Annotated in this window: 13 protein-coding genes and 1 riboswitch; of the genes, 11 read left to right on the forward strand and 2 right to left on the reverse strand. The window is 73.6% G+C overall.

Translation table 11 applies throughout. The annotated features are described in order from the left end of the window. Window positions 1–39: 39 nt before the first annotated feature. The 5 genes from qcrC (at window position 40) to I003_RS0107710 (ending at window position 6534) form a co-directional block, all read left to right on the forward strand. Window positions 40–849 carry a cytochrome bc1 complex diheme cytochrome c subunit gene (gene qcrC, locus I003_RS0107690; RefSeq protein ID WP_027770989.1) on the forward strand — a complete coding sequence of 270 codons (810 nt, stop codon included), beginning with the start codon at window positions 40–42 and terminating at the stop codon, window positions 847–849. Then, complete coding sequence (gene qcrA / locus I003_RS0107695; protein ID WP_027770990.1) at window positions 846–1922, forward strand: cytochrome bc1 complex Rieske iron-sulfur subunit; 1077 nt, start codon at window positions 846–848, stop codon at window positions 1920–1922. Before qcrC ends, qcrA begins: the two co-directional genes overlap by 4 nt. Continuing rightward, window positions 1919–3553, forward strand: coding sequence for a cytochrome bc1 complex cytochrome b subunit (gene qcrB, locus I003_RS0107700; RefSeq protein ID WP_027770991.1), 1635 nt, complete (start codon window positions 1919–1921; stop codon window positions 3551–3553). The genes qcrA and qcrB overlap by 4 nt, the downstream gene beginning before the upstream one ends. Window positions 3554–3681: 128 nt before the next feature. Next, on the forward strand, window positions 3682–4749 hold the full coding sequence (gene trpD, locus I003_RS0107705; protein WP_027770992.1) for an anthranilate phosphoribosyltransferase: 1068 nt from the start codon (window positions 3682–3684) through the stop codon (window positions 4747–4749). A 109-nt stretch (window positions 4750–4858) separates the two neighbouring features. Next, a riboswitch (SAM riboswitch) is annotated at window positions 4859–4976 on the forward strand. 181 nt (window positions 4977–5157) lie between these two features. Beyond that, the gene (locus I003_RS0107710) at window positions 5158–6534 is read left to right on the forward strand and encodes an aminotransferase class V-fold PLP-dependent enzyme (RefSeq protein WP_027770993.1); all 1377 of its coding nucleotides are present in this window, start codon (window positions 5158–5160) and stop codon (window positions 6532–6534) included. A gap of 517 nt (window positions 6535–7051) precedes the next feature. Here the strand turns inward: I003_RS0107710 and I003_RS0107715 are convergent. Further along, window positions 7052–7333: an Lrp/AsnC ligand binding domain-containing protein gene (locus I003_RS0107715; protein WP_027770994.1), complete on the reverse strand. Its 282-nt coding sequence runs from the start codon at window positions 7331–7333 to the stop codon at window positions 7052–7054. A 177-nt stretch (window positions 7334–7510) separates the two neighbouring features. Between I003_RS0107715 and I003_RS0107720 the strand changes: the two genes are divergently transcribed. From I003_RS0107720 to I003_RS36775, 6 genes are all read left to right on the forward strand, one after another. Next, window positions 7511–8869 (forward strand): NYN domain-containing protein, encoded by a 1359-nt coding sequence (locus I003_RS0107720; protein ID WP_027770995.1) that lies wholly within the window; start codon window positions 7511–7513, stop codon window positions 8867–8869. 305 nt (window positions 8870–9174) lie between these two features. Continuing rightward, complete coding sequence (locus I003_RS0107725) at window positions 9175–10197, forward strand: C40 family peptidase (protein ID WP_027770996.1); 1023 nt, start codon at window positions 9175–9177, stop codon at window positions 10195–10197. Between the two features lie 168 nt (window positions 10198–10365). After that, the gene (locus I003_RS0107730) at window positions 10366–11397 is read left to right on the forward strand and encodes an NlpC/P60 family protein (RefSeq protein ID WP_027770997.1); all 1032 of its coding nucleotides are present in this window, start codon (window positions 10366–10368) and stop codon (window positions 11395–11397) included. A 248-nt stretch (window positions 11398–11645) separates the two neighbouring features. Next, window positions 11646–12953 carry a hypothetical protein gene (locus I003_RS0107735; RefSeq protein ID WP_027770998.1) on the forward strand — a complete coding sequence of 436 codons (1308 nt, stop codon included), beginning with the start codon at window positions 11646–11648 and terminating at the stop codon, window positions 12951–12953. A gap of 54 nt (window positions 12954–13007) precedes the next feature. After that, complete coding sequence (locus I003_RS0107740) at window positions 13008–13601, forward strand: helix-turn-helix domain-containing protein (protein WP_027770999.1); 594 nt, start codon at window positions 13008–13010, stop codon at window positions 13599–13601. A 17-nt stretch (window positions 13602–13618) separates the two neighbouring features. Next, window positions 13619–13744 carry a DUF6126 family protein gene (locus tag I003_RS36775; RefSeq protein ID WP_486584132.1) on the forward strand — a complete coding sequence of 42 codons (126 nt, stop codon included), beginning with the start codon at window positions 13619–13621 and terminating at the stop codon, window positions 13742–13744. Window positions 13745–13765: 21 nt separating this feature from the next. On the opposite strand, the gene I003_RS0107750 is transcribed toward I003_RS36775, so the two are convergent. Further along, window positions 13766–15019, reverse strand: a complete 1254-nt coding sequence (locus tag I003_RS0107750) for a glycosyltransferase 87 family protein (protein WP_027771000.1) — start codon at window positions 15017–15019, stop codon at window positions 13766–13768. Window positions 15020–15023 lie beyond the last annotated feature (4 nt).

Genomic DNA, 15023 nt, shown 5'->3' on the forward strand with positions numbered 1-15023 from the left:
AGCACACCGACGCTGAAGATCCTGATACCGGGGTAATCCGTGAAAAAGCTCTCCGCACGACGGCGCCATCCGCTGGCGGCGCTCGTCGTCCTACTCATCGCGCTGGCGGCCACCGGGGGGCTGTACGCCACTTTCGCGCCCACGGGCAAGGCGCAGGCCGAAGAGACCCAGCAGTCCCTCGCCGTCGAGGAGGGGCAGAAGCTCTACCGGGTCGGCTGCGCGTCCTGCCACGGCACCGGCGGCCAGGGATCGAGTGACGGCCCCAGCCTCGTGGGCGTCGGCGCGGCGGCGGTGGACTTCCAGGTCGCCACGGGCCGGATGCCCCTGCAGCAGCAGGGCGCCCAGGCGCCGAAGAAGCCCAAGATCTACACCCAGAAGGAGATCGACCAGCTCGCCGCGTACGTCGCCTCCCTGGGCCCCGGCCCCGCGGTCCCCGAGGAGAGCCAGTACGACCCGGCGGGCGGTGACGTCGCCCGCGGTGGTGACCTGTTCCGCACCAACTGCGCGCAGTGCCACAACTTCACCGGCAAGGGCGGGGCGCTGACGGACGGCAAGTACGCGCCGAACATCGACGGCGCCGACCCGAAGCACATGTACGAGGCGATGCTGGTTGGCCCGCAGAACATGCCGTCCTTCCCCGACAGGCTGCTGACCGCCACGGACAAGCAGGACATCATCGCCTACCTCGACGAGGTCGGCGGCGACGAGGCCGAGTCGCCCGGCGGCTTCGGCCTCGGCGGCCTCGGCCCCGTGAGCGAGGGTCTGTTCGCCTGGGTCTTCGGGCTCGGCGCGCTCGTCGTCCTCACGATCTGGATCACCGCCCGGAGTGCAAAGGCCAAGAAGTCATGACTAGCCAGGCTGGATCTGAGAACGAGAACAACGGCGAGCAGCACCTGCCGACCGTCCGGGAGGGCGAGGAGGGCGGGAGCGTCGCGGTCGGGGAGCACGACCCGTTCGCCAACCCCGGTCTCCCGCCGCACGAGGCGCGCAAGCAGGACATCGACGAGCGGGCCGCCAAGCGCTCCGAGCGCACCGTGTCGCTGCTGTTCACGGTGTCGATGCTGGCGACCGTCGGCTTCATCGCGGCGTTCGTCGCCATCGACGTCGACGAGATCGTCTACATCTTCCCGCTCGGCCACATCAGCGCGCTGAACTTCGCCCTCGGGGTCACCCTGGGCCTCGCGCTGTTCTGCATCGGCGCCGGCGCCATCCACTGGTCCCGCACGCTGATGTCGGACGTGGAGGTCATCCAGGAGCGGCATCCGATCGAGGCGTCGGAAGAGACCAAGGCCATCACCAAGGCCGAGTGGCGCCAGGGCACCGAGGAATCGGCGATCGGCAGTCGCAAGATCATCCGGCGTACCATGCTCGGCGCGCTCACGCTGGTGCCGCTCGCCGGCGTGGTGCTGCTGCGCGACCTCGGCCCGCTGCCGGGTACCAAGCTCCGCGAGACCCTGTGGAGCAAGGGCAAGCTGCTCATCAACATGAACACCGACGAGCCGCTGCGCCCGGAGGACATCACCGTCGGCTCGCTCTCCTTCGCCAAGCCCGAAGGGCTGAAGGAAGGCGACCACGACTTCAACAACCAGATCGCCAAGGCGGCCCTGATGCTGGTCCGGATCCACCCGGGCGACATCAAGGATCCGAAGTCGGCGGACTGGGGACACGACGGCATCCTGGCCTACTCCAAGATCTGCACGCACGTCGGCTGCCCCGTCAGCCTGTACGAGCAGCAGACGCACCACGTGCTGTGCCCGTGTCACCAGTCGACGTTCGACCTTTCCGACGGCGCCCGCGTGCTCTTCGGCCCGGCGGGGCACCCCCTGCCGCAGCTGCGGATCACGGTCAATGACGAGGGCTTTCTGTACGCGCTCGGCGATTTCGACGAGCCCGTCGGCCCGAGCTTCTGGGAGCGCGGATGAGCACCACCATGACAGACACACGCCGCAACCCGCCCAGCAGAGGCGAGCGGATCGCCGACTGGACGGACGCCCGGCTCGGGCTGCACGCCGCCGGCCGCAAGAACCTCCGCAAGATCTTCCCGGATCACTGGTCGTTCCTGCTCGGCGAGATCGCCATGTACACCTTCCTGATCGTGCTGCTGACCGGCGTGTACCTGACGCTGTTCTTCAAGCCGAGCATGGCGGAGATGACGTACCACGGCTCGTACGCGCCGATGAACGGCGTGATGATGACCGAGGCGTACGCCTCCACGCTGGACATCAGCTTCGACGTCCGCGGCGGCCTGCTCGTCCGGCAGATCCACCACTGGTCCGCGCTGGTCTTCATCGCCGCCATGGCGACGCACATGATGCGCGTCTTCTTCACCGGCGCGTTCCGCAAGCCGCGCGAGGTCAACTGGCTCTTCGGCTTCACGCTGCTGGTCCTCGGCTGCATCGCCGGCTTCACCGGCTACTCGCTCCCCGACGACCTGCTCTCCGGCACCGGTGTCCGCTTCATGGAGGGCGCGACGCTGGCCACCCCGGTGATCGGCACCTACCTGGCGTTCTTCCTCTGGGGCGGTGAGTTCCCCGGGACGGACATCATTCCGAGATTCTTCGCGGTGCACGTGCTCCTGGTGCCCGGGATCATGCTGGGGCTCTTCCTGATCCACCTGATCCTGATCTTCTACCACAAGCACACCCAGTACGCGGGCTCCGGCAAGACCAACGACAACGTCGTGGGCATGCCCTTCATGCCGGTCTACGTGGCGAAGGCGGGCGGGTTCTTCTTCCTCGTCTTCGGCGTGATCACGCTGATCGCGGGGATGTTCACCATCAACCCGGTCTGGAACATCGGACCGTACCGGCCGGACATGGTCTCCACCGGAGCCCAACCCGACTTCTATATGGGCTGGACCGAGGGCCTGATCCGGTTCATGCCCGGGTGGGAATGGAACATCCCGGGCGGATACACGATCAACTTCGGGGTCTTCATCCCCCTGATGATCGTGGGCGTCATCCCGCTCGCGATCGTTGCGTACCCGTTCTTCGAGTCCTGGGTCACGGGCGACAGCCGCGAGCACCACATCCTGGACCGCCCGCGCAACGTGCCGACCCGCACCGCCTTCGGCGTCGCCTGGCTGACCTGGGTGTTCGTCCTCCTGGTGGCCGGCGGCAACGACCTGTGGGCGACGCACTTCCACCTCTCGATCGAATCGATCACCTGGTTCGTGCGCATCGCCTTCTTCGTCGCCCCGGTGGTGGCCTTCTGGATCACCCGGCGCATCTGCCTCGGGCTGCAGCGGCGGGACCGCGAGAAGGTCCTGCACGGCCGGGAGACGGGCATCATCAAGCGGATGCCGCACGGCGAGTTCATCGAGGTGCACGAGCCGCTGTCGCAGGAGGAGCTGCACATCCTCACCTCGCACGACCAGCACACCCCGCTGGAGCTCGGCCCGACGGTCGACGACAACGGCGTGGTGCGCAAGCAGAGCCCGGTGGAGAAGCTGCGGGCCAGGCTCTCGCAGAGCTACTACGGCGAGACCGGCCAGATCCCCAAGCCGACCCGGCGCGAGTACGAGGAGATCACCAGCGGTCACGGGCACCACTAGGGCCTGCCCGCCGCCGCGCGATCGCCGCAGGGGCCTTCGTCCAGCAGTTGGACGGGGGCCCTTCGGCGTACTCTGCGCTCGATAGGCTGACGCCCGACAACTGAGACGACCCGCGGGGACGGTGTGCCATGAGCGTGCAGACGGCAGCAGGAGGCGACAGCTCGGCGGCGCGTTCCTGGCCGGACGTCATCAGCGCGCTGATCGCCGGGGAGGACCTCGGCGCCGAGGACACCGCCTGGGCCATGGACCAGATCATGTCGGGCAGCGCGAGCAACGCGCAGATCGCCGGGTTCGCGGTGGCCCTGCGCGCCAAGGGCGAGACGGTCGCGGAGATCTCCGGACTGGTGCGCACCATGTACGCGCACGCCAACACCATCGCCGTCCCCGGCCCCACGGTCGACGTCGTGGGCACCGGCGGCGACCGGGCCCGTACGGTCAACATCTCCACCATGTCCGCGATCGTCGTCGCCGGGACCGGCGCGAAGGTCGTCAAGCACGGCAACAGGGCGGCGTCCTCCGCCTCCGGCGCCTCCGACGTGCTGGAGAAGCTGGGGGTCAACCTCGACCTCAGCCCCGACCGCGTCGCCGAGGTCGCGGAGGAGGCGGGCATCACGTTCTGCTTCGCGGTGAAGTTCCACCCGGCGATGCGGCACGTCGCCCAGACCCGCAAGGAGCTGGGCGTCAGCACCCCGTTCAACTTCCTCGGCCCGCTCACCAACCCGGCCCGGGTCGGTGCGCAGGCCACGGGCGTCGCGGACGCCCGGATGGCGCCGATCATGGCCGGGGTGCTGGCCGAGCGCGGCGCCTCGGCGCTCGTCTTCCGCGGCGACGACGGGCTGGACGAGCTGACGACGACCGCCACCTCCCAGGTGTGGACCGTGCGCGGCGGCGCGGTGCGGCAGGAGAGCTTCGACCCGCGGGACGTGGGCATCGACCTGGTGCCGGTGGAGGCGCTGCGGGGCGCGGACGCCTCGTACAACGCCGACGTCGCCCGCCGCCTGCTGGCCGGCGAGACCGGTCCCGTACGCGACGCGGTGCTGCTGAACGCGGCGGCGGCGCTCACCGCCCTCGCCCCGGACGCGGACGGCGCGCTGCCGGAGCGGATCGCGGCGGGCATGGTACGGGCCGCGGAGTCGATCGACTCGGGCGCGGCGCTGCGGGTGCTGGAGCGCTGGGTCGCGGCCAGCAACGCCTGAGCGGACCGGGGTGCGTCGACGGGGCACATGTGGTCGATTTCCGGAGAGTTGCGGACGGTCCGGGCAACCGGGTTGCGCCGCGGCTCTCCGGTGCGCATACTCCTGACCAGGTCACGAGCGACAGCGATCAAGGCCCCGGCCCGCTGTCCGGCAACCCTCCGTCCGTGGCGGGGTGCCCCGGGTGATGACCGGGCCGCAGGCAGCGAGGTCTGCGGCAAGCGCGGACCCCTCGCGAATCCAGGGGTCCTGGTCGGCCGAGGGAGTACCGCCGTGAGCACGCGAATGCGCTAGGGGCCTTCCGCCCCGCCGCCGCCGCGCGCGTCCCGCCACCGGGCGTCGCGCGCGTTCTTCCCGGGCCGTAGGGCCCGTCAGTCACCCCGCATCCACCCCTGCTCACGGGAGTTCCGCATGTCCGCGTCCACGCTCGCCTCCGCCTGTCTGCCCGTCCTCGGCCGCGAGGTCCGCGCCCCGCTCGTCACCGGCGGGGACGCCGAGTACGCCGCCCTGGACTACGCCGCCAGCGCGCCGGCGCTGCAGCGCGTCTGGGACGACGTCGCCGCCTACGCGCCGTACTACGGCAGCGTGCACCGCGGCGCCGGCTACCTGTCGCAACTGTCCACCGAACTCTTCGAGTCCAGCCGCGCCACGGTCGCGGGGTTCCTCGGCTGCCGCCCCGACGACCAGGTCGTCTTCACCCGGTCCACCACCGACTCGCTCAACCTGCTGGCGACCGCGCTGCCGCCGGGGACCGAGGTCTACGTCTTCGAGACCGAGCACCACGCCGCCCTGCTGCCCTGGCAGCACGACGGGTCCGCGGCCGGCCGGGTCACCGTCCTGGCCGCGCCGGGCAGCCCCGGGGAGGCCGTGGCGGCGCTGGACTCCGCGCTCGCCGCGCGGGTCGGCGACGGCCCGGCGCTGGTGTGCGTCACCGGCGCCTCGAACGTCACCGGCGAGCTGTGGCCCGTACGGGAGCTGACCGCGGCGGCGCACCGGCACGGGGCGCGGCTGGTCCTGGACGCCGCGCAGTTGGCGCCGCACCACCCGGTGGACGTGGCGGACCTGGGCGTGGACTGGGTGGCGTTCTCCGGGCACAAGCTGTACGCGCCCTTCGGCGCCGGCGTCCTCGCCGGCCGGGCGGACTGGCTGCAGGCGGCGCCGCCCTACCTCGCGGGCGGCGGTGCCAGCCGGCGGGTGCTGCGGGCCGGGAGCGGGGGAGTGGCCGTGGAGTGGCAGACGACGCCGGCGCGGCACGAAGCGGGGTCGCCGAACGTCATCGGCGCGTACGCCATCGCGTCGGCGTGCAAGGCGCTGACGGAGGCCGGGTTCGACGCCCTGGTGGAGCGCGAGCGGGCGCTGGTGGCGCGGGTGCTCTCCGGGCTCGCGGCGCTGCCGGGGGTGCGGGTGCTGTCGCTGTTCGGCGCGGACGCGGCCCGGGTGGGGGTGATCTCGTTCGTGGTCGACGGCTGGAGCAGCTCGCATCTGGCGGCGGCACTGTCGGCGGAGCACGGGATCGGCGTGCGGGACGGGCTGTTCTGCGCGCACCCGCTGGTGCGGGCGCTGCTCGGCGAGGCGGGCGAGTCGGCGGAGTGCGGGGGCGGCCCGGGGGACGGGGAGCGGCCGCTGAACGCGGTGCGGGTCAGCTTCGGGGCGGGGACGCCGGACGAGCACGTGGACCGGTTCCTGGCGGCGCTGGGGTCGCTGGTGCGTGACGGGGCGCGGTGGTCGTACCGCACGGTGGACGGCCGTTGCGTACCGGCCTCCGGCGCGGAGCCGGCCGCGGCCTGAGAGCGGGGTACCGGCCGGGCGCGCCCCGATGAGCACCATGCGCAGCGTCCGTTCGGCCGCGTCCGCCGGGAACTCCCGGGCGCGCAGCAGTGCCTCCGGCAGCGCCCTCGGACTCGCTCACCTGTGCGCCCTCGCGCTCGGTGTGGAGGGCGACGACGAACGCCGCCGCGTCCGGCCCGCCCTTCGTGCCGATGCCGACCTCGGCCCGGCGCACCTGGCCCGAGGGCCGTTCGAGCGAGCCCCTGCACGGCCGTCGGAGTCGAAGATCGTTCGGCGGCCCGTGCCGTCGTGCTCCAGCGGCCGGGACATCGTCAGCTCACGCGGCTCGACGAGCTGCCGCGGTCCCTCCCGGGCCGGCGCACCAGGCCGCGCAGCTCGTTGCCCGGGTCGGCGTGCGGGAGAGGAGGACCCGTCGCCCTCCCACGTCACCCGGGCGGGCGGAGTGGCGCCCTCCGGGTCGTCGGTGAGGGCGTACGGATGAAAGATCCCTCATCCACGGCCCCGAGCGCGCACGGCGCTACTCCTCCAGGCCGATCGCGAACGCCGCTTCCAGGTCGTGCTGCGAGTACGTGCGGAAGGAGATGTGCGTCTCCGTCGCCGCCACGCCCGGGACCTTGCTGATCCGCCCCGGGATCACCTCCGCCAGATCGTCGTGGCGCGCGACCCGGACGATGGCGATCAGGTCGTGCTGGCCCGTGACCGAGTACACCTCGCTGACCCCGTCGATTGCGGCGATCGACTCCGCGATCTCGGGAATGCGGTCCACGTCGGTGTTGATCAGAACGATCGCAGTGATCATGTGTGCGCTCTCCCTCTCGGACCCGCGTGCGGCGCTCACTCTATCTGTCTGCCTAAGACCTCGCTCCAGGTCGTAGGGTGGGGGCACGGCCTGCGACGACGGCCGGTGCGCCGGGCCGGCGCCGGCGCCGGACGGCCGGCCGGAGCCGCGGGGATCGCTGAGGCGGAAAGGTGACCGGTGGTGGAGCCGAGGGAAGGCCCGGGCGTCTCCTCCGAGGAGGACGCGGCCGAGGTGCTCGACGGCCCGCTGCCCGAGGGGGTGCGCCGCCGGATCGTCACGCTCGCGGACGAATCCTTCGGCGGTCTGACCTTCGCCGAGCTGCCCCCGCAACTGCGGCAGTACGCCCGGTTCACCCCGCCCCGCCGTGTCAAGCTCGCCGGCAACGCGATCGCCGCCGCCCTGGAGAGCGACCCGGCCTTCCGCGAACGGATCGCCGCGCGCGCCGCCGAGCTCCAGCCGGAGCTGGCCGCCGCGCTGCGCGGCGGCAGCCCGCCGGCCGCCGCCGAACCCGTCGACGTCGCCGCCCTCGCGTACCTGCTGCGCCCCCCGGGCTGGGTCAAGCTCATCGCCGCCGCCGGCGAGGAGGAGCAGCGCGCCGGCGCCGAGCGGGCCGGCGAGGAGGCCGCCCGCGAGCTGGCCCGGCTGCGTACGGAGCTGGCCGAGGCCCGCGCCGCCGCCCGCGGCGAGTCGGAGCGTACGAGGCACGAACTGGAGGCGCTGCGGCGGGAGAACGAGGGCCTGCACCGCCGGCTGCGCAGCGCGCTCAGCGACGTCAGGCGCGGCGAGGCCGCCGTGCGCAAGCTCCAGCAGGAGGCCGCCGCCGGCCGGGAGGAGGCCGCCGCCCATCTGGCCGCCGCCGAGAGTGAGGCCCGCCGGCTGCGCGCCCGCCTCGGGGAGGCCGAGTCGGGCCTGGAGGCCAGCCGCCGGGCGGCCCGCGAGGGGCGCAGCGTGGACGACATGCGCGTACGGCTCCTCCTCGACACGGTCCTCGACGCCGCCCAGGGGCTCCGCCGCGAACTCGCCCTGCCGCCCGCCCGCATGACTCCCGCGGACACCGTCCGCGCGGTCGAGCCCGGCACGATGTCGCCGAAGGACGTGGCCGCCCGCGCCCTGTCCGCGACCGACCCGGCGCTCCTCGACCAACTGCTCGCCCTGCCGCAGGCGCACATGGTCGTCGACGGCTACAACGTCACCAAGACCGGCTATCCCACCCTCCCGTTGGAGAAGCAGCGCCTGCGCCTCCTCGGCGGCCTCGCCGGCCTCGCCGCACAGACGGGCGCGGAAGTGACGTGCGTCTTCGACGGCGCCGAGCTGGCCGCGCCGGTGCTGCTCGCGCCGCCGCGCGGGGTGCGGGTGCTGTTCAGTAAGCCGGGCGAGACCGCGGACGAGCTGATCCGGCGGCTCGTACGGGCCGAACCCACCGGCCGGCCCGTCGTGGTGGTCTCCGCCGACCGCGAGGTCGCCGACGGCGTCGCCGCCGCCGGGGCCCGCCCGGTGTCGTCCGCGCTGCTCCTCCGACGGCTCGCCCGGAGCTGAAAACCAGGGAAAACGAGGGCGAGTTCGGACAACAAGGTTCTCTCTCCCGGGTGTGGACAGTTCGCCGCCCCGAGTCCAACTCGTTGTCGAACAGTGACTACTGGCCGTGTGATGTGAGTAAAGAAACGCGCTTCGGGGGGACTTTTTTGCCGGAGGGATTTGAACCGATCACCCGAGCGTCGTTAGTGTCTGGCCCGAACCTTCGTGCTGTCGATCGCTCATCCGGGGCGATCGCGAAGGTCCCGCCGGTACCGGGGCATCCCCAAGCCACGGTCGGGCGGCTGGAGGAAGAGGAGCTCGCCTTCGTGGCGTCCCACCGTCGACCGAAGCAGCCGAACCGGGCCAGGGTCACCGTCTTCACCGCGACCGCCGCCGCGGCCGTCGCTCTCTCCACCCAGAGCGCGCAAGCCGCCCCCGACAAGGACGACGTCAAGCGGCAGGTCGACAACCTCTACGAGGACGCCGAGCGCGCCACGGAGAAGTACAACGGCGCCAAGGAGCGGCAGGACAAGCTCGAAGAGGACGTCAAGGAGCTGCAGGACAAGGCCGCCCGCGGCCAGAAGGAACTCAACGACCTCCGCGACGGCCTCGGTTCGCTGGCCACCGCCCAGTACCGCAGCGGCAGCATCGACCCCTCGGTGCAGCTCTTCCTCTCCTCCGACCCGGACACCTACCTGGACAAGGCGTCCACGATGGACCGGGTCAGCGGCAAGCAGGCCGAGGCGCTGGAGCGCATCGCCGACAAGCAGCGCAGCCTCGCGCAGCAGCGCCAGGAGGCGGGCGAGAAGCTCAAGGACCTGGCGAAGACCCGCAAGGAGCTGGGTTCCCAGAAGAAGAAGGTCCAGGACAAGCTGAGCAAGGCCCGCGCCCTGCTCAACGAGCTGACGGCGGCGGAACAGGCCGCGCTCCTCGAAGAGGAGCAGCGCGCCAGCCGCGAGGCGGAGGAGCGCGTCGACCTCGGCGACCTCCCCCCGGGCTCTTCCCACGGTGCCGCCGCCCTGGCCGCCGCGCAGAGCAAACTCGGCGCCCCGTACGTCTACGGCGCCACCGGCCCCAGCTCCTTCGACTGCTCCGGCCTCACCGGCTGGGCCTTCTCGCAGGCCGGCGTCGCGCTGCCGCGCATCTCGCAGGACCAGGCCAACGTCGGCACACGGATATCCTCCGTCAGCGCCCTGCAGCCCGGTGACCTCGTGTTCTTCTACAGCGACCTGCACCACGTCGGCATCTACGCGGGCAACGGCCAGATCATCCACGCCCCGAAGCCGGGCGCGGTGGTGCGGTACGAGGCCGTCGGGAACATGCCGTTCATGTGGGGTGCCCGGGTCTGACGGCGGGCACGGCGGCCGCCGCGGCCCTCGTGCCGCCCGTTCGGGCGAATTGCCGACACCGCGCGTTTCGAACGTTCTACGGGTGACCTGCGTCGGCACCCGGGCGCCGACATCGCGCCGCGGGACGGTTCTTGGCCGGTGCGTAGTCGCGTGGTTACTGTCTGCCGCGTGTCAGAACATCGACGATCCACCCGGCCCGGCGGTGCCGGCCGGCTGCGTACCGGCGTCCTCACCGCCGCCGCGGCGGCGGCGCTGTCCGGCTCGCCCGCCGTCCTCTCCGGCCTCTCCGGCGCGGCACTCGCCGCCCCCGACGACCACGCCGGGGCCAGGGAGCGCGTCCACGACCTCTACGCCCGGGCCGAGCGGGCCACCGAGAAGTACAACGCGGCCAAGGAGCGCGCCGAGAAACTGCGCCGCAAGGCGGAGCGCCTGCAGGACCACGCCGCCCGCGACCTCGCCCGGATCAACCGGATGCGCACCGAACTCGGCTCGCTCGCCGGTGCGCAGTACCGTTCCGGGGGCATCGACCCGAACCTGACCCTCATGCTCTCGGAGAGCCCCGAAGGGTACTTGGAGAAGGCCGCCACCCTGGAGCGCATCGGCACCCTGCAAAACGGCCGGCTGCGCCGACTCGTCGGACTGCAGCGCAATCGGGAGCAGCAGCGGGTACGGGCCCGCGACACGCTCGCGGAACTGGAGCGCGAGCGCGACGCGCTGGCCCGGCACAAGAGCGAGATCACCGACCGGCTCGCACGGGCGCGACGGCTCCTCAACTCGCTGCCGGAGGAGGAGCGTCCCGGCAGCCGCGCCTCCCGCTCCGCGCAGGCACCCGCCCTCGGCTCGGCCCCCGCCTCCGGCCGCGGCGCGCTCGCGGTGGAGGCGGCGCGAAGGGCGATCGGCACCCCGTACGTGTGGGGCGGTGCGGCGCCCGGCGGGTTCGACTGCTCGGGGCTGACGCAGTGGGCCTACGCGCAGGCAGGGGTGTCGATCCCGCGCACGTCGCAGGGGCAGCGTGACGCGGGCCGCCGGGTGCCGCTGGGCGAGGCGAAGCCGGGGGACCTGGTGACGTACCGGGCGGACGCGAGCCACGTCGCGATGTACGTGGGCGGCGGCCAGGTCGTCCACGCGCCCTACCCGGGCGCGGCGGTGCGCTACGACCCGGTGGGAATGATGCCGGTCGCCTCGGTGACGCGGCCGTAGGAGGCGGTGGGCCGCGGTGGCGGAGGCGGGCCGGGCTCGGGCGCCGGGGCCTCGAAGGCACGGCCGGGCCGGGCTCGGGTGGGTGCAGGAGGGCGGGAGCGGGGCGCGCCCGGGGGACGGTCGGCCTCCGCATCCGGCCCGCCCGCACCTCACCCGCACTCCCGCCCAAGGGTAGGCCGGCCCTCTGACAGCACCGCCCCGGTCCCCGCGCCGCGACCCCGCGGACCGGGGCGTCGTACGCTCGGGGCGTGGCAGGTGTGCGGACCGTGGTGCTGGGGCTCTGTGCCGGGATGGTCGCGGCCCTGCTCGCCGGCTGCGGCCAGGACGCCGCGCCCGGCGACGCCACCCGCGCGGTCGCCGGCCTGCTCCGGCAGCGTTCCGCAGCCGTCCGCGACGGCGACGAGGCCGCCTTTCTGCGCACCGTCGACCCGCAGGCCGGCCCCTACCGGCAGCAGCAGCGCACCGCCTTCCGCAGCCTCGACGCCCTCCCGCTCGCCGCCTGGTCCGTCCGCCTCGACGGCACCCTGCCCGCCACCGCCGACCGCACCACCGCCGGCGTCCGCCTGACCTACCGCCTCCGCGGCTACGACACCGGTGACGCGACCGCGGACCAGCGGCTGGAGTTCGTACGCCGGGACGGCCGCTGGTACGTCGCGGGATCCGCCCCCAGCAGCCCGCCGCAGCCGTGGGACCAGGGCCCCCTGACCGTCGTACGCGGGACGCACAGCCTGGTGCTCGGCACCGGCCGCCCCGCGGCCGGCCTGCGCGACGTCGCCGCCGTCGCCGACCGGGCCGTGCGTGACGTCTCCGCCGCGTGGGGCGGCGCGTGGGCCCGCCGCGTCGTGGTGCTGGTGCCCGCGTCCCAGGCCGCGATGGGGGAACTGCTCGGCGCGGGGCCCACGGACTACGCGGGCGTCGCCGCCGTCACCACCGGCCGGCACCGGGACCGTGCGCCCGCCGACCGCGTCGTCGTCAACCCCGAGGCGTACGACACCCTCGGCGCCCTCGGCCGGCGCATCGTCCTCACCCACGAGACCGTCCACGTCGCCACCCGTGCCCACACCTCCCCGGCCGCCCCCCTCTGGCTCTCCGAGGGCTTCGCGGACTGGGTGGCCTTCGGCGCCGCCGGCCGCGGCCCGCGCCAGGGCGCGCCGGAGCTGGCCCGCGCCGTGGCCGCCGGCCGGCTGCCGCGGGAGCTGCCGGCCGACGCCGACTTCGGCCGCACCCCGGGCGACGACGCCCCGGGCGGCGACGGGCTGGGCGGCGACGGGCTGGGCGGCGACGGGCTGGGCGCCCCCCCGACCGGCGACCCCCCGACCGGCGACCCCCCGACCGGCGGCGACCGGGTGGCAGAGGCGTACGGCGCGGCATGGCTGGCGGCCCGGATGGTCGCCGATGAGTGGGGCGCGGACCGGCTCGTGGCGCTCTACCGTGCCATGGGTGCGGCGCCGTCGCGCGCGAAGGCGGTCGGCCCGGCGCTGCGGGCGGAGCTGGGGGTGGACCCGGGGGAGTTCTCCGCGCGGTGGCGGGCCTCTCTGGAGCGCGAGCTGGGGTGAAGGTCTTGCCTCAGAGGCAAGAGAATTTGACTCTCAGGCACACGCGCTGGCTCAATGACGTCCATGAGCCCCGACCACCCCCCGGCGCCCGGGCTGCGCGAGCTGCGCCGCCGTGCCGGCCTGACACTGGAGGCCGCCGCCGCGCGGGCCGAGCTGTCGCCCGCCCACCTCTCCCGGCTGGAGACCGGGCAGCGCCAGCCCTCGCTGCCGGTGCTGCTCAAGCTGGCCCGCGTCTACGGTACGACGGTCTCCGAGCTGCTCGGCGAGGCGCCCCCGGCGCGGACGTCGGTCATCCGGGGCGCCGACGCCCCCGTACGGGAGGCCGGCGGCTGGTCGTACCGGCAGGCCGGCGGCACGGACCGGGGGATGCAGGCGCTACGGGTGCACGTGCCGCACGACGCCGAGCACCGCGACCTCGTCCGCGTCCACCCCGGCGAGGAGTGGCTGTACGTGCTCGACGGCCGGATGCGGCTTGCGCTCGGCGACACCGAGCACCTGCTCGACCCGGGCGACAGCGCTCAGTTCGACTCGCTCACCCCGCATCGCATCGCCGCCGCCGAACGCGGCGGGCTCGACCTGCTCTTCGTCCACACCCTCCTGCAGAGCGCCGCCGCCGAGCTGTGCCTCGGCGGCGGCGCACGGCACTGACCCGAAGGAGAACCACCGTGTCCAAGCGGATCGAGGAGAGGTTCCCGCGCGGTCTGGTGATCCGTCTTCTCGTCTACATCTTCCTCGGCCACCTGTTCGCCGGGTTCCTGCTGCTCCTCTTCAAGGCGGGCGGCGGCGCCTAACCGCTCCCGCCGGCGCGCGCGTCACCACGTCAGCAGGTCGCTGCCGGCCGACGCGGTACGGCCCCGCTGCCGCGGCACCGCGGCCCCGCCGTCCCCGGGCCCCGCCGGCTCCGTGACCGTCGAACGCCACAGCCGCCGGCACGCCACCACCGTCGCCGCGACCAGCAGCCCGTTGCGCACCGCCAGCAGCGCGATGCCGGCCCCGGTGCTCTGCACGACCTCCCCGAACCACACCGGAAACTCCGCCAGCGTCACCCCCGTCGCGGCCAGCACGAGCGCCGCCGGCAGCGCCATCCGCGCCGCCCGCAGCGTCAGGCACACGGCGGCCAGGCCGACGAGCCAGATCAGGTACTGCGGGCTGATCACGCGGCTCGTGGTGGTGAACAGCAGCGTCCCCGCGAACGCCGCCTCGCACCCCGTCGTCGCCGTGAACTCCCGCGCCCGCAGCCGCCACAGCACCAGCCACCCCATCGCCAGCGCCGAGAGTCCCAGCGCCAGATCACTGACCAGGCCGACACCCGGCCCGAGGAACTCCATGGAGCCGTAGTGCAGTTGTACGGTGCCGTCCCAACCGTGGTGCCGGCCCACGTGGAAGACCAGCGCGCCCAGCGACTCCACCTCCGTGCCGCGGTCGCGCTGCGCGGTGACGAAGCCGAACGCGCCCGGCAGCGCGAGGGCCGCCGCCAGCGCCACCGCGGCGGCCGTTCCGGCCGCCGCGCCCCACGACCGCCGCGTGGCCCGCCCGCGGGCCGTACCGAGCAGCAGCAGCACCGGCCAGACCTTCAGCATCGCCCCGAACCCCGCCAGCGCACCCGCGACCGCCGGCCGCCTGGCCGCGGCCAGCAGTGCCGCGACGGCGACGGCGGTGACCATCAGGTCGTACCGCGCGTACGCGGTCGGCCCCAGCAGCGGCACGCCCGCCACCCAGAACCACGCCCCCGCCCGCGACCGCCCGGCACCGCGGCCGGCGCGCAGCAGCAGCGCCAGCACCGCCGCGTCCGCCGCGCAGGCCAGCGCGAAGAAGGCGTGCGCGTAACCGAGGAACGGCAGCAGGCCGGGGGAGAGCACCGGCAGCGCCGCGCCCGGCGGGTACTGCCAGCTCACGTCGTCGACGGGGAAAGTGCCGGTGCGCAGGACCTCGTACCAGCCGCGGTAGATCAACTCGACATCGCTGGTGACGTCGGGCCCCGGCAGCGTGACCACCTGCAGCACGAGCAGCAGCAGGCCCGCGCGGGTCAGCGCCCACGCCGTGACCGGCGCCGCGACCCGTGCCATGGTT

This window comes from Streptomyces sp. CNQ329 (genome assembly GCF_000482585.1).

Bases quoted from the DNA above. Each gene is read 5' to 3' on its own strand.
- I003_RS0107710 (WP_027770993.1), top strand. From the start codon at position 5,158: ATGTCCGCGTCCACGCTCGCCTCCGCCTGTCTGCCCGTCCTCGGCCGC.
- I003_RS0107750 (WP_027771000.1), bottom strand. From the start codon at position 15,019: ATGGCACGGGTCGCGGCGCCGGTCACGGCGTGGGCGCTGACCCGCGCG.
- qcrA (WP_027770990.1), top strand. From the start codon at position 846: ATGACTAGCCAGGCTGGATCTGAGAACGAGAACAACGGCGAGCAGCAC.
- trpD (WP_027770992.1), top strand. From the start codon at position 3,682: ATGAGCGTGCAGACGGCAGCAGGAGGCGACAGCTCGGCGGCGCGTTCC.
- I003_RS0107740 (WP_027770999.1), top strand. From the start codon at position 13,008: ATGACGTCCATGAGCCCCGACCACCCCCCGGCGCCCGGGCTGCGCGAG.
- qcrB (WP_027770991.1), top strand. From the start codon at position 1,919: ATGAGCACCACCATGACAGACACACGCCGCAACCCGCCCAGCAGAGGC.
- I003_RS0107715 (WP_027770994.1), bottom strand. From the start codon at position 7,333: ATGATCACTGCGATCGTTCTGATCAACACCGACGTGGACCGCATTCCC.